Raw genomic sequence first — 18,162 nt, forward strand, 5'->3', positions numbered from 1 at the left:
AATGGAAAAATATGAAATTGCACAACTTCCACGTTATTAAGCCCAATGTTAGTAAAGATTTCTGAAGATAGTTGTGCAACGGATATTCTTTTTCTATAGATTGCACAACTTTTTCTTTGAAAAGAGAACTGTTGTAGTTCAAGTTGTGTAAAATTGGGATAAATCTAGGGATTCTACACAACCTTGTCGATGATGAGTTGTGCAATTAACCAGAGAAAGAAGGGTTTTACACAACCGATGAAAGAGGAGGAAACAGCAATGAATTTAGATGATAAAGTAAAAGCCTTGAAGGAACATCAAAAAAAGCTGAAGGCATACAATCATGCTGCCAGCCTTCTGTTCTATGATGCTTCTACATCCATGCCGGCGGGTGCGGCAGAGTCTATGAGTGCAACGACAGGTGTGCTCAGCGGGGAAATTTACAGTCTGACTGTGAATCCGGAGTTTAAGACTTTATTAGAGGATTTGTATGGACAGCGGCAGGAACTGGATTTTCAGACGCGCCGTGAAGTTGAGGAGCTTAACGAGGAGCAGGTGAAGATGGCGAAGGTTCCAAAGGAAGAGGTTGTCGCCATGGAGGAAGCGCAGACCAAAGCGAATCACTACTGGGAAGTGGCGAAGAAGAACAATGACTTTTCGATTTTCGCGCCGCATCTTGAGAAGCTGATTGCAATGAAAAAACGCTACGCCGAATACATCAATCCGGGCGGCGATGTGTATGATACACTGCTCAACGAATTTGAAAAGGGCATGACGAAGGCGCAGATGGATTCTTTCTTTGACGCACTGCGGGAAAAATTGGTGCCGCTGATTCAGGCGGTAGGCGCGGTGCAGCAGCCGGACACCTCATTCCTGACAGGACCTTTTGATCTAGAAGCACAGAAGGAACTGTCAGAATATGTGATGGATGTGATGGGAATTGACAAAGAACGCTGCATCCTGCGGGAGACTGAACATCCTTTTACGATTGAGTTTTCTAAGAATGATGTGCGTATTACGACCAAATATCTGGAAGAGGATTTGACTAGTAATTTGTACAGCGTCATTCATGAAAGCGGTCATGGTATGTATGAATTGTCGATAGACGATGCACTGCAGTTTTCAGTACTGGGAGCAGGAGCTACCACGGCAATCCATGAGTCGCAGTCCCGCCTTTGGGAAAACTACATCGGGCGCAGTTTGCCGTTTTGTCAGTTGATTTTTCCAAAGGTGAAGGAATTGTTTCCTGCGCAGATGAAGGATGTGACAGCTGAAGCGTTTTATCGGGTTGTCAATGTGGCAAAACCATCTTTGATTCGTACTGACGCAGATGAACTGACCTATGCGCTCCACGTTATGGTGCGTTATGAAATTGAAAAGCGGATGTTCGACGGCACGCTTTCCGTCAGCGAACTGCCTGCAGAATGGAATCGTTTATATAAGGAATACCTTGGCATCGATGTGCCGGATGATACTCGCGGCGTGTTGCAGGACGCCCACTGGGCAGGCGGCGCCTTTGGATACTTCCCGAGCTACGCTTTGGGAACAGCCTATTCCGCACAGATTTACGCGGTGCTGCGTGAGGCTGTCGATGTGGATGCTTGTTGCAAAAAAGGAGACTTTGCGCCGGTATGTCAGTGGTTGACAGAGAAAATCTACCGTCACGGCATGCTGTACACAGCGGATGAACTGATTCAGATGACCTGCGGAAAGCCATTTAATCCGGCTTATTATGTAGATTATCTGGAAAAGAAGTTTAAAAATTTATATGCGTTATAGGATTGTTGTCCTGTAAAATAACTGGTTCATGCGCTCCGGGGGAATCCTTGGGGCGTATGGGCTTTTTTGAGGTTTCTTTCTATGTTTTTCCTATCTTCGCTGATGCACTGCTTTTTTAACTTAAACCTTGATTTTTCTAAAAAAATGTATAAGAAGATAACTCGTCTAAGGGAGCTGCCTTGCGTAGAATGTAAGACATTAGGAAAATTTCTTTGAAACTTGCGCCAGATGCAAGTTTTGAGAATGAATTTGGTTGAAACCGCAGCTAAACTATTGCTAAAGTGCGATGAAAACCGAGTTGACAGATGCGGCATGGAATCTTCTTATACATTTTTTAAAAGAAATTCTATTTTAGGTTAAGGATACGGTGCCAATATCAGTTGACATACTTTCATCGCTGGTGTATACTGTAGCTACAATCATATCGAATATCGATACGATATTCGATATGATGAGATGGGACTGAGAAAGGAATTATGAAATCATGCCGCGGGAAAAATTTAAAACCTTAACGGAACAGATGTATTATGTACTCCTTGCGCTCCAGCAGGAACTTTGCGGCGTTGACGTAATGGAGGCTGTCAGAGTGATGACTGACGGACGCGTTCGCCTGGGACCGGGCACATTGTACGCGCTTCTTGGTGATTTTCAAAAAGAAGGTCTGATTGAAGAGACCACAGGCAAAGTGGCAGGGGGAAAGCGAAGCTATCGTATGACAGAGGAAGGAAAGAAGCGGCTCTTGCAGGAGCATCAGCGGCATCAGCTGCTGGTTTCGGATTTTGAAAAGTATTACGAGGAGGAGAGGTGAGAAGATGAAACTGAAAGACATGAACACCATGACAGTACGTTTTGCCTGTGAATATAATGAACTGGACGCACTGGCAGAATTTCTTGAGAAAAAAGCGGCTGAGGGCTGGCAGCTGACTAGCAAGACGGGCGTAAGTTTGGGCTTTCGCAGGAGTGCGCTGCGGAAAGTCAGAGTCAGTGTAGAACTGGTTTATTCCGATGACAATGACTACGACAACGCAAGATTTATCGAGTACTGTGAATCAGCTGGCTGGCGGCATATGTTCAGCGATGGGAAGATTCAGATTTTTGAAACTGATGATTTAGATGCAACGCCTATTCATACAGATCCGGCATTGAAGCTTGCGGCAGTTCACCGCAAAGCAAAGAAGATGAATCTCTGGCTTCCGGTTATCGCTTTATTTTTTTCTTGCCTTTGGATGAAGCATTTCAGATTGAACTTTGATTATGGTACTTTAATGAGCAGCAGAGAAATTCTTGCTGTATTCGGTATGCCGTTTCTTATGCTGGTGCTTGTGTTGTTGGCAGGCAGTTATCTGCATTGGTATTTAAAGGCTAAAAAAGCTGTCGCGGACGGTCAGTCTCCGGATTATAGGAAGAAACGGCTGAATCGAATCTTGGATAAGGTTATACTGCTGTATATTTTCGGCGGCATTTGGGGCGCACAGCTTTTGGACGCCTATTTCAGCGGAAAGCGAACGGAGATGATAACAACGTTGGCGCTGTTTGCGGTGATTCTGCTATTTATCATACTGTTTCCTTTTTTTAGCGCTAGATTTGGCAAAGCGAGGAAGGGGAATTACGGAACTTATTTATTGATTGGAATTGGATTGGCGGTGCTGACTTCGGCAGTGACTGGTGTAATTATAGAAACCGCAGAGAGTGGCGAATATGTGCAGGTTGACGGTAGTTACCAAATGGTTTCCCTGGATGAATTGCCGCTTACGATGGAAGATTTGGGCATCGAAACGGCAGCCTATGCGGACCGGTACTGCGACAGAGGTGGAACGCCATTTATTCGGTATATGGAATGCGACGATTTTTCGAACAATGAAGAAAATTACTTTCTTTCATATAGAGTCTATGTTGGAAATGCCAGGAAGCTTGTGCAGTGGATGATAGAATCGCGGAAGGAATTCATGGAATTTTCCGAGATAGAAGATGAGAGATTTCATGGGGGAAAGACTTATATTTCCGTTGGTGAAGGCGGCAGCAAAGAGAATAAGTGGATTCTTCAATATGGTGACAGAGCGATTTGGATAAATACGAATATACCGCTCAGCGACAGTCAGAAAAAAATAATCCGCGAGAAGCTGCTGGCAGTAAAATGATAAAATACGGGGCGTCTGTTTTTCGGCAATGGTTTGCCTTTGCAGACGCCCTGCGGCTTTTAAAACTTTGGCTATTTCAGGTTTTCAGGGTTGAGACCTTTCAGTTCCGGCAGAACAAAGAGCCCGTCTTTGCGCACGAGGACGTCGTCCAGCCAGATTTCGCCGCCGCCATATTCCGGACGCTGAATCATGACTAAATCCCAGTGAACGGAGGATTCATTGCCGTTTGGCGCATCTTCGTAGCACATGCCCGGCGTCAGGTGGAAGCTGCCGGCGATTTTTTCATCGAAAAGGGTATCCTTCATTGGATGCAGGACGTAAGGATTGACACCGAAGGCAAATTCTCCGAAATATCTTGCGCCTTCGTCGGTGTCGAGTAGCTTGTTGATTCGCTCGGTGTTGTTGGCGGACGCATTGACGATGCGACCTTTTTCGATGTCGAAATGAATATTTTCGAAGGTAAAGCCCTGCTCCTGACTGACGGTATTGTAAGTGATATAGCCGTTCATGGAGTCCTTGACAGGAGCGGTATAGACTTCACCGTCAGGAATATTGGCTTTGCCGTCGCACTTGACAGCGCCGATTCCCTTGATAGAAAATTCCAAATCTGTATCAGGTCCTTTGATGTGGACTTTGTCGGTTTTGTTTAGAAGGTTTACCAGTGGATCCATGGCTTTGCTCATCTTTGCGTAGTCCAGCGTGCAGACATTGTAGAAAAACTCCGAAAAAGCTTCCTGGCTGGTGCCCGCAAGCTGTGCCATCGCGGCGTTTGGATATCTGAGAATACACCATTTAGTTTTGTTGACTCGGTAGTCCTGCAAAGGCTGCATAAGTTTGCTGTGCAGATTCAGTTTTTCGGAAGGTACATCCGCCATTTCGGAGGCGTTATCACCGCCGCGCACCGCGATAAAAGCGTCCATGCCTTTCATCTGGTGAAGCAGATAGTCGTTTTTAAATTTGACCTGTTCTTCGCTGCATTCCAACAGAAGTTCACGGTTGATTTCGCTATCGATAATTGCGATAAAGGGTCTGCCGCCGGCTTTGTAGGTGCTGCGAATCAGCTCCTTGATCAAAGGCTTGCAAGCAGCGCCTTCATAGTCGATTAAAATATTTTCGTCCGGTTTTATATCGCAGGAATAATTGATCAGCAAATCTGCCAATTTTTTGTCTCTTGGATCCATCGGGATACCTCCTTGTTTTTTTGTTTCTTCGATATATTATAGCCGAAACCCCTTGTAATTAAAAGGAGATTAGCGTAAAATAAAACTACTTATGATAAAAGGAGCATATAATGATCAGCTATTTCTTTGTGAACCCGGTTGCGGGTCAGGGGAAAGGGATTGAACGATTTATTGCGGATATTAAAGCCTCAGCCGAGGCTTTGTCTATGCAGTATGAGATATATATTACAAAGGCAGAGGGTGACGGTGAGACTGCTGCTCGCCGAATTTCGCAGGAATTGCAGGGGAAAGAAGCTAGATTTTACGCTTGTGGCGGAGACGGCACTTTGAATGAGGTGATCAACGGCAGTTTTGGATTTGACAATATTGCAGTAGGTTGTGTGCCTATCGGAACAGGCAATGATTTTGTGCGGAATTTTCCTGAAGCGGGAAGTTTTCTCGACCTCAAGGCACAGTTTGAGGGGGCGGATACACAGGTGGATTTGATGCGATATAGCGGCGTGATTGCCGGAAAAGCGCAAACGCGGTACTGCGCTAACATGTTTAATATCGGTTTTGACTGCAACGTGGCAGAACTGGCTGGACGGCTGAAGAAGAAACCCATGATTTCCGGCAGTATGGCGTATCTGTTAGCGGTGCTTGGCATGTTCATCAAAAAGAAGGGGATTTGTCTGCATCTAACTGAACGCGATGCCGTGCATATCGATGGTGAAGTGTTGCTTTGCGCAATTGCCAACGGAAGTTTTTGCGGTGGCGGATTGAAAACATCGCCGCAGTCAGCGTTGACAGACGGCGTCTTTGATTTGAATATCATTCACGATGTATCTCGACTGAAATTTCTCAAACTGTTTCCTAGCTATATGAAGGGTAATCATTTAGAAATTCCAGGGATTGAAGAGGTTATAACGGTGAAACAGTGTACTGCCTTAAAGATTTCGCCTATGGCGCAAAATTTTATTCTTTGTGCAGATGGAGAGATTCAGGTTGCGGGAGAAGTGGAATTTTCTATCGTGCCTAATGGACTGCGGTTCATTGTGCCGAAGGCTGCAATGGTTTTTGCATCGTCACGACAAACGCACGAAAAAGCTTTCAGAAATTGAACATTGACAAATTCTTGGATATTTTGTATTTTTGTCAATAAATGCGCGTTAAAATACCGATTTGTTCATATTTTACGCTCTAATATTGACAAGATTGACAAACTCTTGATTTTTTGTCAATTCTGACAAAGTTGAAGGGATTTAAGAGCGCTTTTGACCTGCTGCACTGATGGTTTATTGACAAAAATACACGGGGTGAAAGAAATTTGTCAATGTTAGCTGGCATAGAACGTTTTTGTGCGTTTGCCGTGTTTGCATCGTAGAATTTAGTTGAAACTTAAATGGATTTATGATAGAATAAATAAGCTGTTTTGGAGAGTTGTCAGAGTGGTCGATCGTGCAGCACTCGAAATGCTGTGTCCTTAACCGGACCCAGGGTTCGAATCCCTGACTCTCCGCCAAGTGTTATAAAAGCGCGCCGCAGGCGCGCTTTTTTCGTGGAAATCAGAGTCAGGGATTCGAAGCCGAAAGGTCGAAATTGTAAAGGATTATGGGAAAGGCTTCTACTGCACAGAGCATATTGAGCTTGCTAAAGAATGGGCTTGTAGCGAGAATGTAGACGGCTTTGCTAATCGGTATGAAATCGATCTCTCTGATTTAGCGATTCTGAACCTTTCTTCGAATGATTTCACAATACTAAACTGGCTTGCCATTTTGATGCTTCATCGGAAAGCAAGACTATCAACCCCTCTTGCAAGACGAGAAAAAGACTATTTGATTCAAAATTTTCTTCCGGAGTTCCAATCCTATGATGTCATTATAGGATATCGTGCAGATGACTCTTACTTTTCGTTTGCCCGCTCTTTTGTGAGCAATGAGATATCGCTGAAGCAGTTAGGTTATGCCATGAAGCTCGGAAAGCTCGGTGAGCAGTTTGTTTTAAAATCTCAAAAAGCATTTGAAAGCATCCGTTTTCTTAATTATGAGATTGCGGATAATACTCTTTATTATGCAAGGCGTAAAGTGAGAGATAATAAGGCGAGAGACGCCTACAACAAAGAATTGGAAAATGAGGATTTGGATGGGATTTTCATGCGAGATATTATACGAAAGGAGATAAAGCCAAATGATCCACGCTTACACTGAACAGTATTTGCATGACGCTATGATCAATTTAGGCGAAGCCTTTGACTATGCCGTAAACGCCTGCAAAATGAAAGCTGATGCTTTTATGGAACTGTTCATTGCCAGCGGTTATGCAGATAAGTTTGGCAAAGGTAATCCAAAGGTTATATCAGGATTTTCAGGAACCGAACTTGTTATGGAGGTCTGTTTAAAATCTGGGATTGCTATAAACTTCCCGGAGGCGCAAATTGAATACGCCGCATCGGCTGAATACTGGAGTGGTTGGATACTTGCTTTTTACCAGTGGTACACGGATCAGTCGTTTAAAGACATACACGCAAATATCTCAATGATTGAGGTGCTGAAGATGTACTCCACGCACCATGAAGCGGCAGAAGAAAAGTTTTTATATACCGTAAACGCTATATTACGGCGAAAAAAGCAAACAACAAAGCTACAGGCTCAGAGGAAAACATGCGGGTACTCACAAAGAGAACTTGCCGAAAAGTCAGATGTTAATCTGCGCACACTGCAACAGTATGAACTTGGCACGAAGGAGATTGGGAAAGCGTCTGTACGGGCGGTTGCCTCCCTTGCTAATGCGTTGGGCTGCAGAGTGGAGGATCTACTGGAAACTGTTGCTATATCAGAAGAGTAACGGTGTAACATAAATTGAGATAAAAGCAAATGACAGGCTGGCTTATTTCAAATTGGATTAACAAATTGATATAAAGGAGTTTAAAGCGAGGGCCCTTCGCAGTTTACCTTTAAAACATCTAATTCCCTTAAAAAATCCGAATGTTATGGGAATGAAAACACAGCATAAGAAAGCACCTATCGTAGTCAATAGGTGCTTTTTTCGTGAAATGAAATTTATTTATAAACCGTATAGTTATAGTCAATCGCGTTGGTATAGAGGGAAATCGCATAGCGGACAACCCTATTGTCGGAAAGACACAGTGAATCGGTCGCCTCCAAAAGATTATCAAGGGGAGATACGCAGAGCCATTCGGCTTGTTCTTCTGTAGGTACAGAGATAGACATGGTTACATTGAGATGGCTGATGTTAAGTCCGTAGTCTTTTTCTATGATTTCGTAAAGAGGCCTGTCTTTTAAAGCAAAAATGTCAAGATCCGTAAGCAGCTCTTTGTTCAGATAAACAGACTGAATTGTAAACGGCTTGCCGTTATAGTATCGTAAAATATTGATATAGTATGTTTTTTCTTCCTGTTCGTACTGGAAAATCTGTTGCAGCTTATCAGAAGCAGATAGTGTATCAAAAGAGATGATTTTTGACGTAATATTAGGGTCATCGTCGGAAAGTCCGAAAGAATAAATTGGAGAATCGGAATGCATTTGCATTTCCTTTTGAGATACATAAAGTCCCTGATAAGGACGACGTTCTATGACGCCTTCTGCTATGAGATGGTCGATAGCCTTTCTGACTGTGACACGACTAACGTTAAAATGTTCTATAAACCAACTCTCAAAGGGCAGACGGTCACCTGCCATGAGCTCTTCATCTTCGATATGTTTCTTAATCCTAGCTGCGATTTGCAGATATAGGGGTAAAGTAGTACGCCCTTTAGCCATAAATTTTCCTCCTGAGTATGTCCTATTATAGTCGATTATAATACAAATAAGAGAAAAATGCAAGAGACAATTCTTTTGAAGTGTATTATAAATGTATTAAAAAATGATTAAAAATGTATTGACAAGAATTCGGAAGTGGTATATACTTTGTATTACAAATTCTTTGAAAATTGTAACACATAAACTGAGAAGCGAAGAAGGAGATCATTATGACAATTAGACTTTCAGACATGATGAAAGGCACGCTGAACTGTGCAAGAAATGCGTGCCCTATTACCGAAGGCGAATCTGTGCTGCTGATTGCAGATACCACAACGGATTCTTTAATCGTAGATGCATATAGAATTGCTTACGAATCGGAGGGAGGGTATGTAACAGCAATTACGATTCCGGCGGCAGGAGTCGGCTGCTGCTCCAGTGAAATCACCAACAATACCCTTTGCGGTCCGTATCCGGAGGTGCTGATAGAGGCAATGAAAGCTGCTGATTTGTGTATTAATCTAAGTGGATATGCCGATATGCACGGAATTTACGGCACAGGATTCAGTAAATACGGACTGCATCCGACAGATTTTTGGTGCAAATATCATACGAGAATGCTCAGCGTGGCTATTTCTAATAAAGAAGCGCTGACAAGCGATTGGGCAACCTATCCGAACGATTTGCTTAAATATTTGAATTTCAAGGCTCATGAGCATCTTTTAAATGCCATCGGCGGTGACCCGGATCATGCAGTTATGCACATTACTGATTTGCAGGGAACAGATATTACCATAAAAGGTTTTAAAATGTGTACAAAGGGAGAAATCAAGAACGAAAACGGAAAGGATCCGATTAATACCTTTGGAACGGAGCAGGTAGGCATGATTCCTTACGAACCAAAGCCTAATGGCGCCAATGCAGAAGGTGTAATCGTAGCGACATCTATTCATACCGGTTATGTGCCTGAAATGAAAGCCTTCGTGAAAGGCGGACGCATTGTAGCAATGGAGGGCGGCGGCGCAGTCGCAAAAGAATGGATGAGAGATTTTGAGAAAGGAAAAAATGCCAGTGCAGAGGGCAGATGCACGACCTTTGGGGTATCTCCGGGACCTGGAATTAACTGGATAGAAGAAATTATGTACGGTGTACATCCTCGTGCGTTCAGATTGGGTTATAAATATCGATATCAGGGTTCTGAAACTTTCCAGGCATGGGTTGGCGGTACCAGACGTTCCGGCGTACTGCACTTTGGAATCGGCGGCGGTAAAGATGAGTGGTATAGACACAGAGATATGGAAGTGTTCTTCCCAACACTGACTGTAAATGGGGAAGTTTTAATTAAAGACGGACGCTTAATGATTTTGGACGATCCGGAGGTAATTAAAGAGGCAGCAAAGTACGGAGATCCGGATGTACTGCTGCAGGAAAAATGGATACCGGAAATGCCACCCCTTGACTAAAATTTCAAAGAAAAAGGAGGTCCAAGAATATGGCAAAAGAAGATGCCAGATATACGGGGAGCTTTTTTAACAGCTATACCAATACGAGAATGAAGCTATACAGGCACTGCGTGCCGCTGGACAATGACGCCGAAAAGATTGCAGAAATCTATGGGTATTCTTTGGAAGAAGTGGAAAGGATTTTTTCGGAAATGGATCGGATATTACAAGACGAAGTCGAGTTGTTGAAAGAGGAGTTTGGCGAGAAGCTTTATGAAAAACTTAAAAATCGTCCAGCCAGCTTTGTTTTTATTGGAGATCAGATGACTAGCGAATGTTTGAGCTACTATAATATTCTGAAGCGGCTTTTCGCAGAGTTTCCGGAAATAAAGCTTTCTATTGCAGGAAATACGGGGGATACCTCTAATCAGTCGCTGCAATACATTTACGGTCTTGCAGTGTCTCAGGAACCTACGGTTACTTCTATTTTGATTGGAACCAATGACGCCTTTTGCGGTAAAGATGCTTTCGTGAAGACGATTTCCTCCAGAGAAGAGTTTAGAGATAACGTGGACTACCTCACTAAGGTTATGCTTCACACTGGGAGCAAGGTGATTTTAAACACTTTGCCTCCAGTGGAGCAAAAAGCGGCGGAACATGCATATGCGCATATGAACTGGACAATCAGTAATGACGAAATTGAGATTAGGAACAGACTGATTTATCAGATTGCAGAAAAAAATCAGTGTGCACTCAATGATATTGCAGCTGTTTTGCGTGAGATAGAAAAACCTGTAGTTTTAGATGGGAATGGAGTTTTACTGACAGAAAAAGCGCAATTTGCCATTGCAAGAGGCTTTATAAAGGTGCTGCTGGCACAGCTTTGAAGGAGGTGAAAGTGTGAAACAGATTGGAAATGTCAGCGACTATTATGACGCATATACCAATATCCGATTTAAAAGCTACGACCAGGGGGTTATGTGGATGGAAGATAATATTCCACTTCTGGCCAAGGGCTTTGATTATACCGAAAAAGAAATTGAGGATATTATCAGCGCGCTTAAATTCCAGGTAGATGAAATGGCGGAAACTGTAAGGTCAGAATATGGAGAGAGAATGGAGAAGGTTCTGACTGAAAAAAATTTTCGCTTTGCGATTATCGGCTGCTCCTTTTCATCGGAATATTTGAGCTATGTCAATGTAGTGACAGATTTACTGCGCCGGTATTATCCGCAAATTGAAGTTATCGACGCAGCAGTAACTGCCGAGACTGTGCCGCAAACCATGGCACACCTTTATAACCGGGTGCTGAGGTATAAGCCGGATTTGTGCTCGATTTATATGGGCATTAACGATATGCGAAGAAACCGGGACGTCTATACAAAGAATAATGTGAGTCCGAGAGAATTTGCAAGAGATATGAATTACATTATCGATATGGTGAAACAATACGACAGTCAGGTGATTCTCCACACCCTAACTCCGTGTAACATTCCTGCGCAGGAAAGAGGAGTGCGTGATAAAAGATGGACCTACAGAATTGATGACTGGGATGTTTTTAACGGCGTTATCAGAGAAATTGCAGAAGTGAAAAACTGTGTATTGAACGACCAAACGGAGAATTTAAAAGCTTTTGAGGGCGATGTGAATATTCCAGAAAACGGATTGCATTTGACAAAAGAGGCGCAGGAATTTCTTGCAAAGCATTTTATGAAAGTTCTACTGGACACAGTGGAAACCATGTTTGGAGAAAGATAAAAAGAGGAAAGAATCATGAAGAAAATATTAGCGGCAATATTGACCCTTACTTTGATTTTAGGACTTTTTGCGTGCAGCGGCGGTTCTGATGAACCGGCTGGCTCAGATGGTGAAGCAAAAGCGATGGAAATTACTATTGCAACTCCGCATCCGAATAACGAAAAAGATCCTGTCTACATATACTGCAAAACATTTGCGGATTTAGTGACAGAAAAGACAGAAGGAAGAATCACATTTGATATTCAAGGTGACAGTGTTTTGGGTGATGATGTGGAAATTGCAGAAGGACTGACCCTGGGCACTTTAGATATGGGAATTACTTCAAACGCGGCAATCAGTGGGTACAATCCTGCCCACCAGCTGTATGCACTGCCGTTCCTCTTTGACGATGATGAACAGGCAAATGCTTTCATTGACAGTGATATTGCAGCAGAAATGAATCAGGGTCTGGAGAGCAAAGGAATGAAGGTGATGAGTATATTGGACGGAGGATTCCGCCAGTCTCTGAACACGAAGAAGACGATTAAGGCAATGGCTGATTTCAAGGGAATGAAGTGGAGAGTTCCGCCGATGGATTTGTTTACAGATACTTTTAATGCCCTTGGTGCCAATGCAACACCGATGGGTGGGGCTGAGGTGTTTACAGGTTTGCAACAGGGTACCATAGACGGCTGTGAGTTTCCGGTTTCTTCCATCTATTCCATGCAGCTTTATACCGCAGCGAAGTACATCGATATGACCAATCACATGTTTGCAGCATGGTATATGTGTACCAGTGATGACTTGTGGAATAAATTGTCTGCTGAAGAGCAAGAAATTTTTTCTGAAGCAGCAAAAGCGGCTAATGAGGCTTCAAGAAAAGCACAGATGGAATCTGTGGAATCTCAGCTTGCTGAAATTGAAAAAGCTGGCGCAGTAGTAAACCGTGATGTAAATACAGAGGAAATGCGTAAAGCAGTGCAGCCGATTTTGGACAGCTATCGCGATAAAATTGGCGCTGAGCTCTATGACAAGGCTATGGACTATGTCGATTCACTGAGAAAGTAGGCGCTGCCGGAAAGGACGGAGACTATGTTAAAGGGATTAAATAAAATCAGTAACGTAGTAAATGAGGCGTGCAAAGCAGTTTGTGCAGTAATGATGGCATATCTTGCCATCGTTTGCACCCTGCAGGTGATATTCCGCCGATTCTTAAATAATTCCCTCACATGGAGTGAGGAAACCATGCGATATGTATTTGTGTGGATGATTCTTCTTGCCACGGCTGTGACAGTAAAAGAGGGCAGTGGAGCGGCTATTGACCTTCTAAAAAAGAGGCTGAAAAGTGAAAAGCAGATTGCGCTGCAGGAGACAATTATTTTCATATTAACAGGAGTGACTGCAGCTATTTTGACAAAGTATGGCATTACTTATGCGGCATCTGCCTCAGGATTAACCAGTACGGCGGTACATCTTCCTATGAGTCTGGTTTATGGGGCGATTCCGGTAGGAAGCATTTTGACACTGCTTCACTGTGTTGATGGGGCAGCCACTGGCATCGCAAAGCTTTGCGGAAAGGCGGGTGCATAAATATGGGCGCAATTTTAATTATTTCTCTATTAGTTTTGATGTTAATCGGTATGCCGATTGCCTATGCCCTTGTGCTTTGCAGTGGAATTACACTGGTGAGTACCGACTTTGCTGATTTAATCATTATGGTACAGAGAATGTTTGGAGGTCTTGACAGTTTTCCGATTCTTGCCTGTCCATTGTTCATTTTGGCAGGATATATTATGGAGGGCAGCAGTATGTCGCAGCGCCTTGTAGACTGGGCATCCTGTGTATGCGGACGTACCAGAGGCGGTGTAGGTACCGTTACAATTGTAGCGTGTGCGATTTTTGCGGCACTAACAGGTTCCGGACCTGCAACTGTTGCGGCTATCGGAGCGATTATGTATCCGGCGCTAATTGACGCAGGATATCCGAAAAATTCTTCTGCGGCGCTGGTTGCTGCCGGAGGGGCTTTAGGACCGGTTATTCCGCCGAGCATTGTGATGATTATTTACGGGACAACCATGGGAGTCAGTGTGCCGGATATGTTTACAGGAGCAATTGTTCCAGGCGTACTCATGGCTGTTGCACTGATTGCAGCAAACAATTTAATGGCGAGAAGATGGGGAATAGAGGTCAGCGATAAAAAGTATACGGCAAGGGAAGTGCTTGGCTATACATGGAAGGCTGCAGGAACTTTGTTTATGCCTGTGCTGGTACTTGGCGGTATTTATAAAGGCATTTTTACTGCAACGGAAGCGGCGGCGATTGCATGTGCGTACAGTCTTTTGATTTCAATTTGTTATAAAAGCATGACCTTTAAAAAGCTCTTTGAGATTTTGAAAAAATCCGCTACAGTTTCGGCGATGGGACTACTGATCGTAGGCTCAGCTAACGTATTTGGCTGGCTTCTTGCAGCAGGAAAAATTCCGGCAACTATTACGACATTTTTGGTGCCGTTGCTACATACCAAAGTACTATACATGGCAGTGCTTCTAATTCTGCTTTTTATCATCGGTACTTTGATGGAAACCAGCGCTTCTGTTGTTATTTTGGCACCGATTATCGTGCCGACAGGACTTGCTCTCGGATTTGATCCGCTCCATTTGGGATTGGTCTTTGTAATTGCGCTGGTAGTTGGTTATATTACGCCTCCTTTTGGGGTCAACTTGTTTACTGTTTGCTCGACGACGGGAGAAAGTTATGTAGACGTGGTAAAAGGGCTGGTTCCGTATATTTTGACGGTAATTGCGGCGGTGATTTTGATTGCTGCATTTCCAGTACTGACCACAGTGCTGCTATAATATAGTTTGTTGAGATAAAACCCGGTTTGCGAGAAGCAGACCGGGTTTTCTTATGGAATTAAAGTGTCAGTATTATTTGGGTTGTGCTGAAAAAACATGATATAATAAAAGTGTTTCTATTTTTCGAAAAAGCATGAGAGCCTCCAAAATGACTTTTCAATAAAAAGAAATGTTGAATTACTGGGGTATTTGATTTATCATAGGAAATACAGTAATAGCAGAAAGAAGGACGGACATGACAGAACATCCGATTACTTTGCAGGAACTTTTAGACTCCCGAGAAAAGCGGGCGCAGAAGCAAAGAATGCTGCTTGACCAGCATGATGGCGTTTTGGTTTCGGTGACTTTGAACATTCCGGGGCCTGTAAAAGATAAGCCTGCTTATAGGGAAGCTTTGAAGGTGGGAATGGAACTTCTTGCGGAAAAAATTTCGGCAGAACAGATTTTATATAGAGAAGAAAAATTTCTTTCGACCGGCGCAGAAGGCTATCTAATGATAACAGGTATGCAGCCTGAAGAGGTGAAAAGGGTGACTGTGGAAATCGAAGATACGACGCCTTTGGGAAGAATTTTTGATATGGATGTTTTATCTGAAAAAGGGAGTATTTCACGGTCAAACCTTGGAATGCCAGGCAGGCGGTGTCTTCTTTGTGGTGAAGCTGCGAAGGTCTGTGCTCGCAGTCAAAGCCATCCGATGGAGCTGCTCCTTGCGGAAATTAATCGGATTTTAAGCAAGTTTTTTTAGTAGAATAGAAAGGCTAAAAATGTCAATTCAGTCTGTGAATTTGCTGGCTGAATTGTTTTTTTGTTTACACGCATAAAGATAGTATGACATAAAATGGTATGGGATAATTTCATACAAATCGGTTAGATTTTGCACGAATATGAAAGGCATTGCTGCGGAATCTAACCAGAGGAATTTAATGGAAAACGGTATAAAATTTCCATTTTTGAACATGATATTTCGGATTTTTTACCAAAAAAACGAATTGATATCCGAACTTGAATTGAGAATAAATGGCTAAAAATAAAGGTTTAATCGGAGTATGGTGTTTGCTTAAAAAGAAAGTTCGGAAAGATTATATTTTTTTTCAAAAAAGGGGTTTTCATTCCGCAAATTCTGTGGTATACTTCTAACCGTAGAAGAAAAGATACAAATTTTAATGGAGGTGATTTTGTGTATATAAAGAAAACCCTATCCTTGCTTTTGGCGCTGATATTGGTTCTGACATCACTCACGGCTTGCGGGCAGGATTCTGAGGACAGTGTAGCTATGGATGACATTCCTTATATCGAGCAGGTTGCACTTGTTGATGCGGAAGATGTAGAGATTCCGGATGAACCGGCAATCTTAGCGAAAGCGCCTTCCATCCCTAATATATTAACTCCGGAACCGTCTGGAACCAGCGTGAAGCAGGATGACCGTGCAATCATTGACTATTCTAATGTTGAAGACGGGTATGTTATGGTCAAGTTTATCGGTTCCACCAAAAAACGCCTTAAGACACAGGTTGCAGGTCCGACTACAACTTATACGTATAACATTAACGTAGACGAGTGGACTACATTTCCGCTGTCAGATGGCAACGGAAGTTACAAGGTTACGGTATTCGAGAATGTAACGGACAATAAGTACTCCACAGTGCTTTCTGTAAGCTTCAAGGCAACTCTTGATGATGAATTTGCACCGTTCATTCGTCCGAATCAGTATGTAAACTATGAGGATGCGCCTAATACAGTCAAGAAGGCGAAGAGCGTCGTAGGCAAAACCAAAGATCCACTGAAGAAAGTGGAAAAAGTTTATAAATATGTCATAAAGAATTTATCCTATGATACCAAGCTTGCAAAGACTGTGCAGTCCGGTTATCTTCCTGATTTAGATAAAGTTCTGAAAAAGAAAAAGGGAATCTGTTTCGACTATGCAGCGTTGATGACTGGTATGCTGAGAAGCCAGGGCGTTCCGTGCAAACTGGTTGTAGGATATGCAGGCAGTGCATATCATGCCTGGATTAGTGTATGGAGTGAAGATACAGGCTGGGTTGATGGTGCTATCTACTTCGACGGTGTTAAATGGCAGCGTATGGATCCGACATTCGTTTCCTCTGCTAAGAATAGTAAATCTATCAAGAAATACGTCGGTGACGGAAGCAACTATGCACCAAAACTTTTCTATTAAAAAACTGCGAAATAAATCGTTAGGGAGCTGTTAAAGCAACCTAACGATTTGTTGCGCATTTAAAACTTTTTAGAATGAAAGACGAGGACGGAATAATTATGAATCAAATACTTTCAAATGAGATGATAGCAGCTTTATGCCTTGAACTTTCTTTGCTGTTTCATGCAGGAATTCCTGTGGGGGATGCGTTGGCGCTGCTGTCAGAAGAAGCAGACTACAAAGAAATTTTGGAGGGTATGGCGCAAAAGGCAGATGATGGAGTATCTCTTTCAGAGTGTTTTCGTGAAAGCGGCAGGTTTCCGGCATATGTATGCGGGCTGATTGATGTGGGCGAGCATGCAGGTCGTACAGAGGAAGCGCTGACGGCCTTGGCTACATATTATGAGCGCCGCGTCAGACTGAATAAGCGTATTAAGAGCGCGCTTCTTTATCCTGCAGTTATGCTGGTTTTAATGCTGATTGTAATAGGCATTTTATTGGTAAAGGTGCTCCCAATTTTTGATGATGTATATGCGTCTTTAGGCGGACAACTCACCGGTGTTGGCGGCGGACTTTTGATGCTGGGACGCTGGCTTGATAAGGCAATGCCGGTTTTATGGATTCTTTTAGCCGCTGTGATGATTTTCCTGGTGGCTTTTGCAGCGATTAGAAGCTTTCGTGAGAAGCTTCTCGGCGCATGGAGAAACAGCCGCGGCGATAAGGGCATCTTTCGTCAGTTAAATACTTCCAGGCTGATTCAGGCATTTGCTATGGGTGTATCCAGCGGACTTCAGACAGAGGAAGCGCTGGAACTTTCTGCGGAACTGCTTTGTGACGTTCCAGGGGCGAAAATGCGCTGCGAAACTTGCAGAAATCTAATCGATGAGGGAAAGAGCCTGAATGCTGCCATGCAGGAAAGCGGAATGCTTCCGGCGGCTTCCTGCAGACTGATGGAACTGGGTCAGAAAAGCGGCACCATGGACGCAACCGTAGAAAAAATTGCTGCAGATTTATCTGAAGAGAGCGAGTTTGCGATTGAAGCGATGGTCGGCAAGGTAGAACCTGCACTGGTGCTGGTTTGTGCACTTCTGGTAGGGCTGATTCTCCTTTCTGTAATGCTTCCGCTTATGCATATTATGTCAGCAATTGGTTAATAGGC

At 43.4% G+C, this 18,162-nt stretch carries 17 protein-coding genes and 1 tRNA gene; 16 read left to right on the forward strand and 2 right to left on the reverse strand.

Annotated elements, in window-relative coordinates; genetic code table 11:
* The first annotated feature begins 258 nt into the window (after positions 1-258).
* From D1155_RS06180 to D1155_RS06190, 3 genes are all read left to right on the forward strand, one after another.
* The gene (locus tag D1155_RS06180) at positions 259-1,758 is read left to right on the forward strand and encodes a carboxypeptidase M32 (protein ID WP_160201518.1); all 1,500 of its coding nucleotides are present in this window, start codon (positions 259-261) and stop codon (positions 1,756-1,758) included.
* A 484-nt stretch (positions 1,759-2,242) separates the two neighbouring features.
* A complete protein-coding gene (locus tag D1155_RS06185; protein WP_160201519.1) occupies positions 2,243-2,566 on the forward strand; it encodes a helix-turn-helix transcriptional regulator in 324 nt (107 codons plus the stop codon).
* 4 nt (positions 2,567-2,570) lie between these two features.
* On the forward strand, positions 2,571-3,896 hold the full coding sequence (locus tag D1155_RS06190) for a DUF2812 domain-containing protein (protein ID WP_160201520.1): 1,326 nt from the start codon (positions 2,571-2,573) through the stop codon (positions 3,894-3,896).
* A 71-nt stretch (positions 3,897-3,967) separates the two neighbouring features.
* Here the strand turns inward: D1155_RS06190 and D1155_RS06195 are convergent, their stop codons facing one another.
* Entirely contained in the window at positions 3,968-5,077 is a 1,110-nt protein-coding gene (locus tag D1155_RS06195) for an aminopeptidase (protein WP_160201521.1), read from the reverse strand.
* A 110-nt stretch (positions 5,078-5,187) separates the two neighbouring features.
* On the opposite strand from D1155_RS06195, the gene D1155_RS06200 reads away from it, so the two are divergent.
* The 4 genes from D1155_RS06200 to D1155_RS06215 all read left to right on the forward strand — a co-directional run bounded on the left by D1155_RS06200 (position 5,188) and on the right by D1155_RS06215 (position 7,900).
* Positions 5,188-6,177, forward strand: coding sequence for a diacylglycerol kinase family protein (locus D1155_RS06200; protein ID WP_160201522.1), 990 nt, complete (start codon positions 5,188-5,190; stop codon positions 6,175-6,177).
* A gap of 313 nt (positions 6,178-6,490) precedes the next feature.
* Positions 6,491-6,578: transfer RNA gene (locus tag D1155_RS06205), tRNA-Ser, on the forward strand.
* A gap of 55 nt (positions 6,579-6,633) precedes the next feature.
* Positions 6,634-7,263, forward strand: a complete 630-nt coding sequence (locus tag D1155_RS06210; RefSeq protein WP_160201585.1) for a DUF3990 domain-containing protein — start codon at positions 6,634-6,636, stop codon at positions 7,261-7,263.
* A complete protein-coding gene (locus D1155_RS06215) occupies positions 7,244-7,900 on the forward strand; it encodes a helix-turn-helix transcriptional regulator (RefSeq protein ID WP_161880229.1) in 657 nt (218 codons plus the stop codon). Before D1155_RS06210 ends, D1155_RS06215 begins: the two co-directional genes overlap by 20 nt.
* A gap of 215 nt (positions 7,901-8,115) precedes the next feature.
* Here the strand turns inward: D1155_RS06215 and D1155_RS06220 are convergent, their stop codons facing one another.
* On the reverse strand, positions 8,116-8,835 hold the full coding sequence (locus tag D1155_RS06220; protein ID WP_160201524.1) for a GntR family transcriptional regulator: 720 nt from the start codon (positions 8,833-8,835) through the stop codon (positions 8,116-8,118).
* A gap of 209 nt (positions 8,836-9,044) precedes the next feature.
* Here D1155_RS06220 and D1155_RS06225 point away from each other — a divergent pair, with 209 nt between their 5' ends.
* The 9 genes from D1155_RS06225 to D1155_RS06265 all read left to right on the forward strand — a co-directional run bounded on the left by D1155_RS06225 (position 9,045) and on the right by D1155_RS06265 (position 18,157).
* On the forward strand, positions 9,045-10,277 hold the full coding sequence (locus D1155_RS06225; RefSeq protein WP_160201525.1) for a hypothetical protein: 1,233 nt from the start codon (positions 9,045-9,047) through the stop codon (positions 10,275-10,277).
* 29 nt (positions 10,278-10,306) lie between these two features.
* Positions 10,307-11,143, forward strand: a complete 837-nt coding sequence (locus tag D1155_RS06230; protein WP_160201526.1) for a hypothetical protein — start codon at positions 10,307-10,309, stop codon at positions 11,141-11,143.
* A 13-nt stretch (positions 11,144-11,156) separates the two neighbouring features.
* Positions 11,157-12,014, forward strand: a complete 858-nt coding sequence (locus D1155_RS06235; protein WP_160201527.1) for an SGNH/GDSL hydrolase family protein — start codon at positions 11,157-11,159, stop codon at positions 12,012-12,014.
* Positions 12,015-12,029: 15 nt separating this feature from the next.
* A complete protein-coding gene (locus tag D1155_RS06240) occupies positions 12,030-13,061 on the forward strand; it encodes a TRAP transporter substrate-binding protein (protein WP_160201528.1) in 1,032 nt (343 codons plus the stop codon).
* Between the two features lie 24 nt (positions 13,062-13,085).
* On the forward strand, positions 13,086-13,583 hold the full coding sequence (locus D1155_RS06245) for a TRAP transporter small permease (protein ID WP_160201529.1): 498 nt from the start codon (positions 13,086-13,088) through the stop codon (positions 13,581-13,583).
* Positions 13,584-13,585: 2 nt separating this feature from the next.
* Entirely contained in the window at positions 13,586-14,848 is a 1,263-nt protein-coding gene (locus tag D1155_RS06250; RefSeq protein WP_160201530.1) for a TRAP transporter large permease subunit, read from the forward strand.
* Between the two features lie 235 nt (positions 14,849-15,083).
* Positions 15,084-15,593: a citrate lyase holo-[acyl-carrier protein] synthase gene (gene citX / locus D1155_RS06255; RefSeq protein ID WP_160201531.1), complete on the forward strand. Its 510-nt coding sequence runs from the start codon at positions 15,084-15,086 to the stop codon at positions 15,591-15,593.
* 432 nt (positions 15,594-16,025) lie between these two features.
* Entirely contained in the window at positions 16,026-17,024 is a 999-nt protein-coding gene (locus D1155_RS06260) for a transglutaminase-like domain-containing protein (RefSeq protein ID WP_251613735.1), read from the forward strand.
* 98 nt (positions 17,025-17,122) lie between these two features.
* A complete protein-coding gene (locus tag D1155_RS06265) occupies positions 17,123-18,157 on the forward strand; it encodes a type II secretion system F family protein (protein WP_160201532.1) in 1,035 nt (344 codons plus the stop codon).
* Positions 18,158-18,162 lie beyond the last annotated feature (5 nt).

The sequence above is a fragment of the Anaerotruncus sp. 80 genome, assembly GCF_009936115.1.
Classification (GTDB): Bacteria; Bacillota; Clostridia; order Peptostreptococcales; family Anaerovoracaceae; genus Senimuribacter; species Senimuribacter intestinalis.

Bases quoted from the DNA above. Each gene is read 5' to 3' on its own strand.
- D1155_RS06180 (WP_160201518.1), top strand. From the start codon at position 259: ATGAATTTAGATGATAAAGTAAAAGCCTTGAAGGAACATCAAAAAAAG.
- D1155_RS06185 (WP_160201519.1), top strand. From the start codon at position 2,243: ATGCCGCGGGAAAAATTTAAAACCTTAACGGAACAGATGTATTATGTA.
- D1155_RS06190 (WP_160201520.1), top strand. From the start codon at position 2,571: ATGAAACTGAAAGACATGAACACCATGACAGTACGTTTTGCCTGTGAA.
- D1155_RS06195 (WP_160201521.1), bottom strand. From the start codon at position 5,077: ATGGATCCAAGAGACAAAAAATTGGCAGATTTGCTGATCAATTATTCC.
- D1155_RS06200 (WP_160201522.1), top strand. From the start codon at position 5,188: ATGATCAGCTATTTCTTTGTGAACCCGGTTGCGGGTCAGGGGAAAGGG.
- D1155_RS06215 (WP_161880229.1), top strand. From the start codon at position 7,244: ATGATCCACGCTTACACTGAACAGTATTTGCATGACGCTATGATCAAT.
- D1155_RS06220 (WP_160201524.1), bottom strand. From the start codon at position 8,835: ATGGCTAAAGGGCGTACTACTTTACCCCTATATCTGCAAATCGCAGCT.
- D1155_RS06225 (WP_160201525.1), top strand. From the start codon at position 9,045: ATGACAATTAGACTTTCAGACATGATGAAAGGCACGCTGAACTGTGCA.
- D1155_RS06230 (WP_160201526.1), top strand. From the start codon at position 10,307: ATGGCAAAAGAAGATGCCAGATATACGGGGAGCTTTTTTAACAGCTAT.
- D1155_RS06240 (WP_160201528.1), top strand. From the start codon at position 12,030: ATGAAGAAAATATTAGCGGCAATATTGACCCTTACTTTGATTTTAGGA.
- D1155_RS06245 (WP_160201529.1), top strand. From the start codon at position 13,086: ATGTTAAAGGGATTAAATAAAATCAGTAACGTAGTAAATGAGGCGTGC.
- D1155_RS06250 (WP_160201530.1), top strand. From the start codon at position 13,586: ATGGGCGCAATTTTAATTATTTCTCTATTAGTTTTGATGTTAATCGGT.
- citX (WP_160201531.1), top strand. From the start codon at position 15,084: ATGACAGAACATCCGATTACTTTGCAGGAACTTTTAGACTCCCGAGAA.
- D1155_RS06265 (WP_160201532.1), top strand. From the start codon at position 17,123: ATGAATCAAATACTTTCAAATGAGATGATAGCAGCTTTATGCCTTGAA.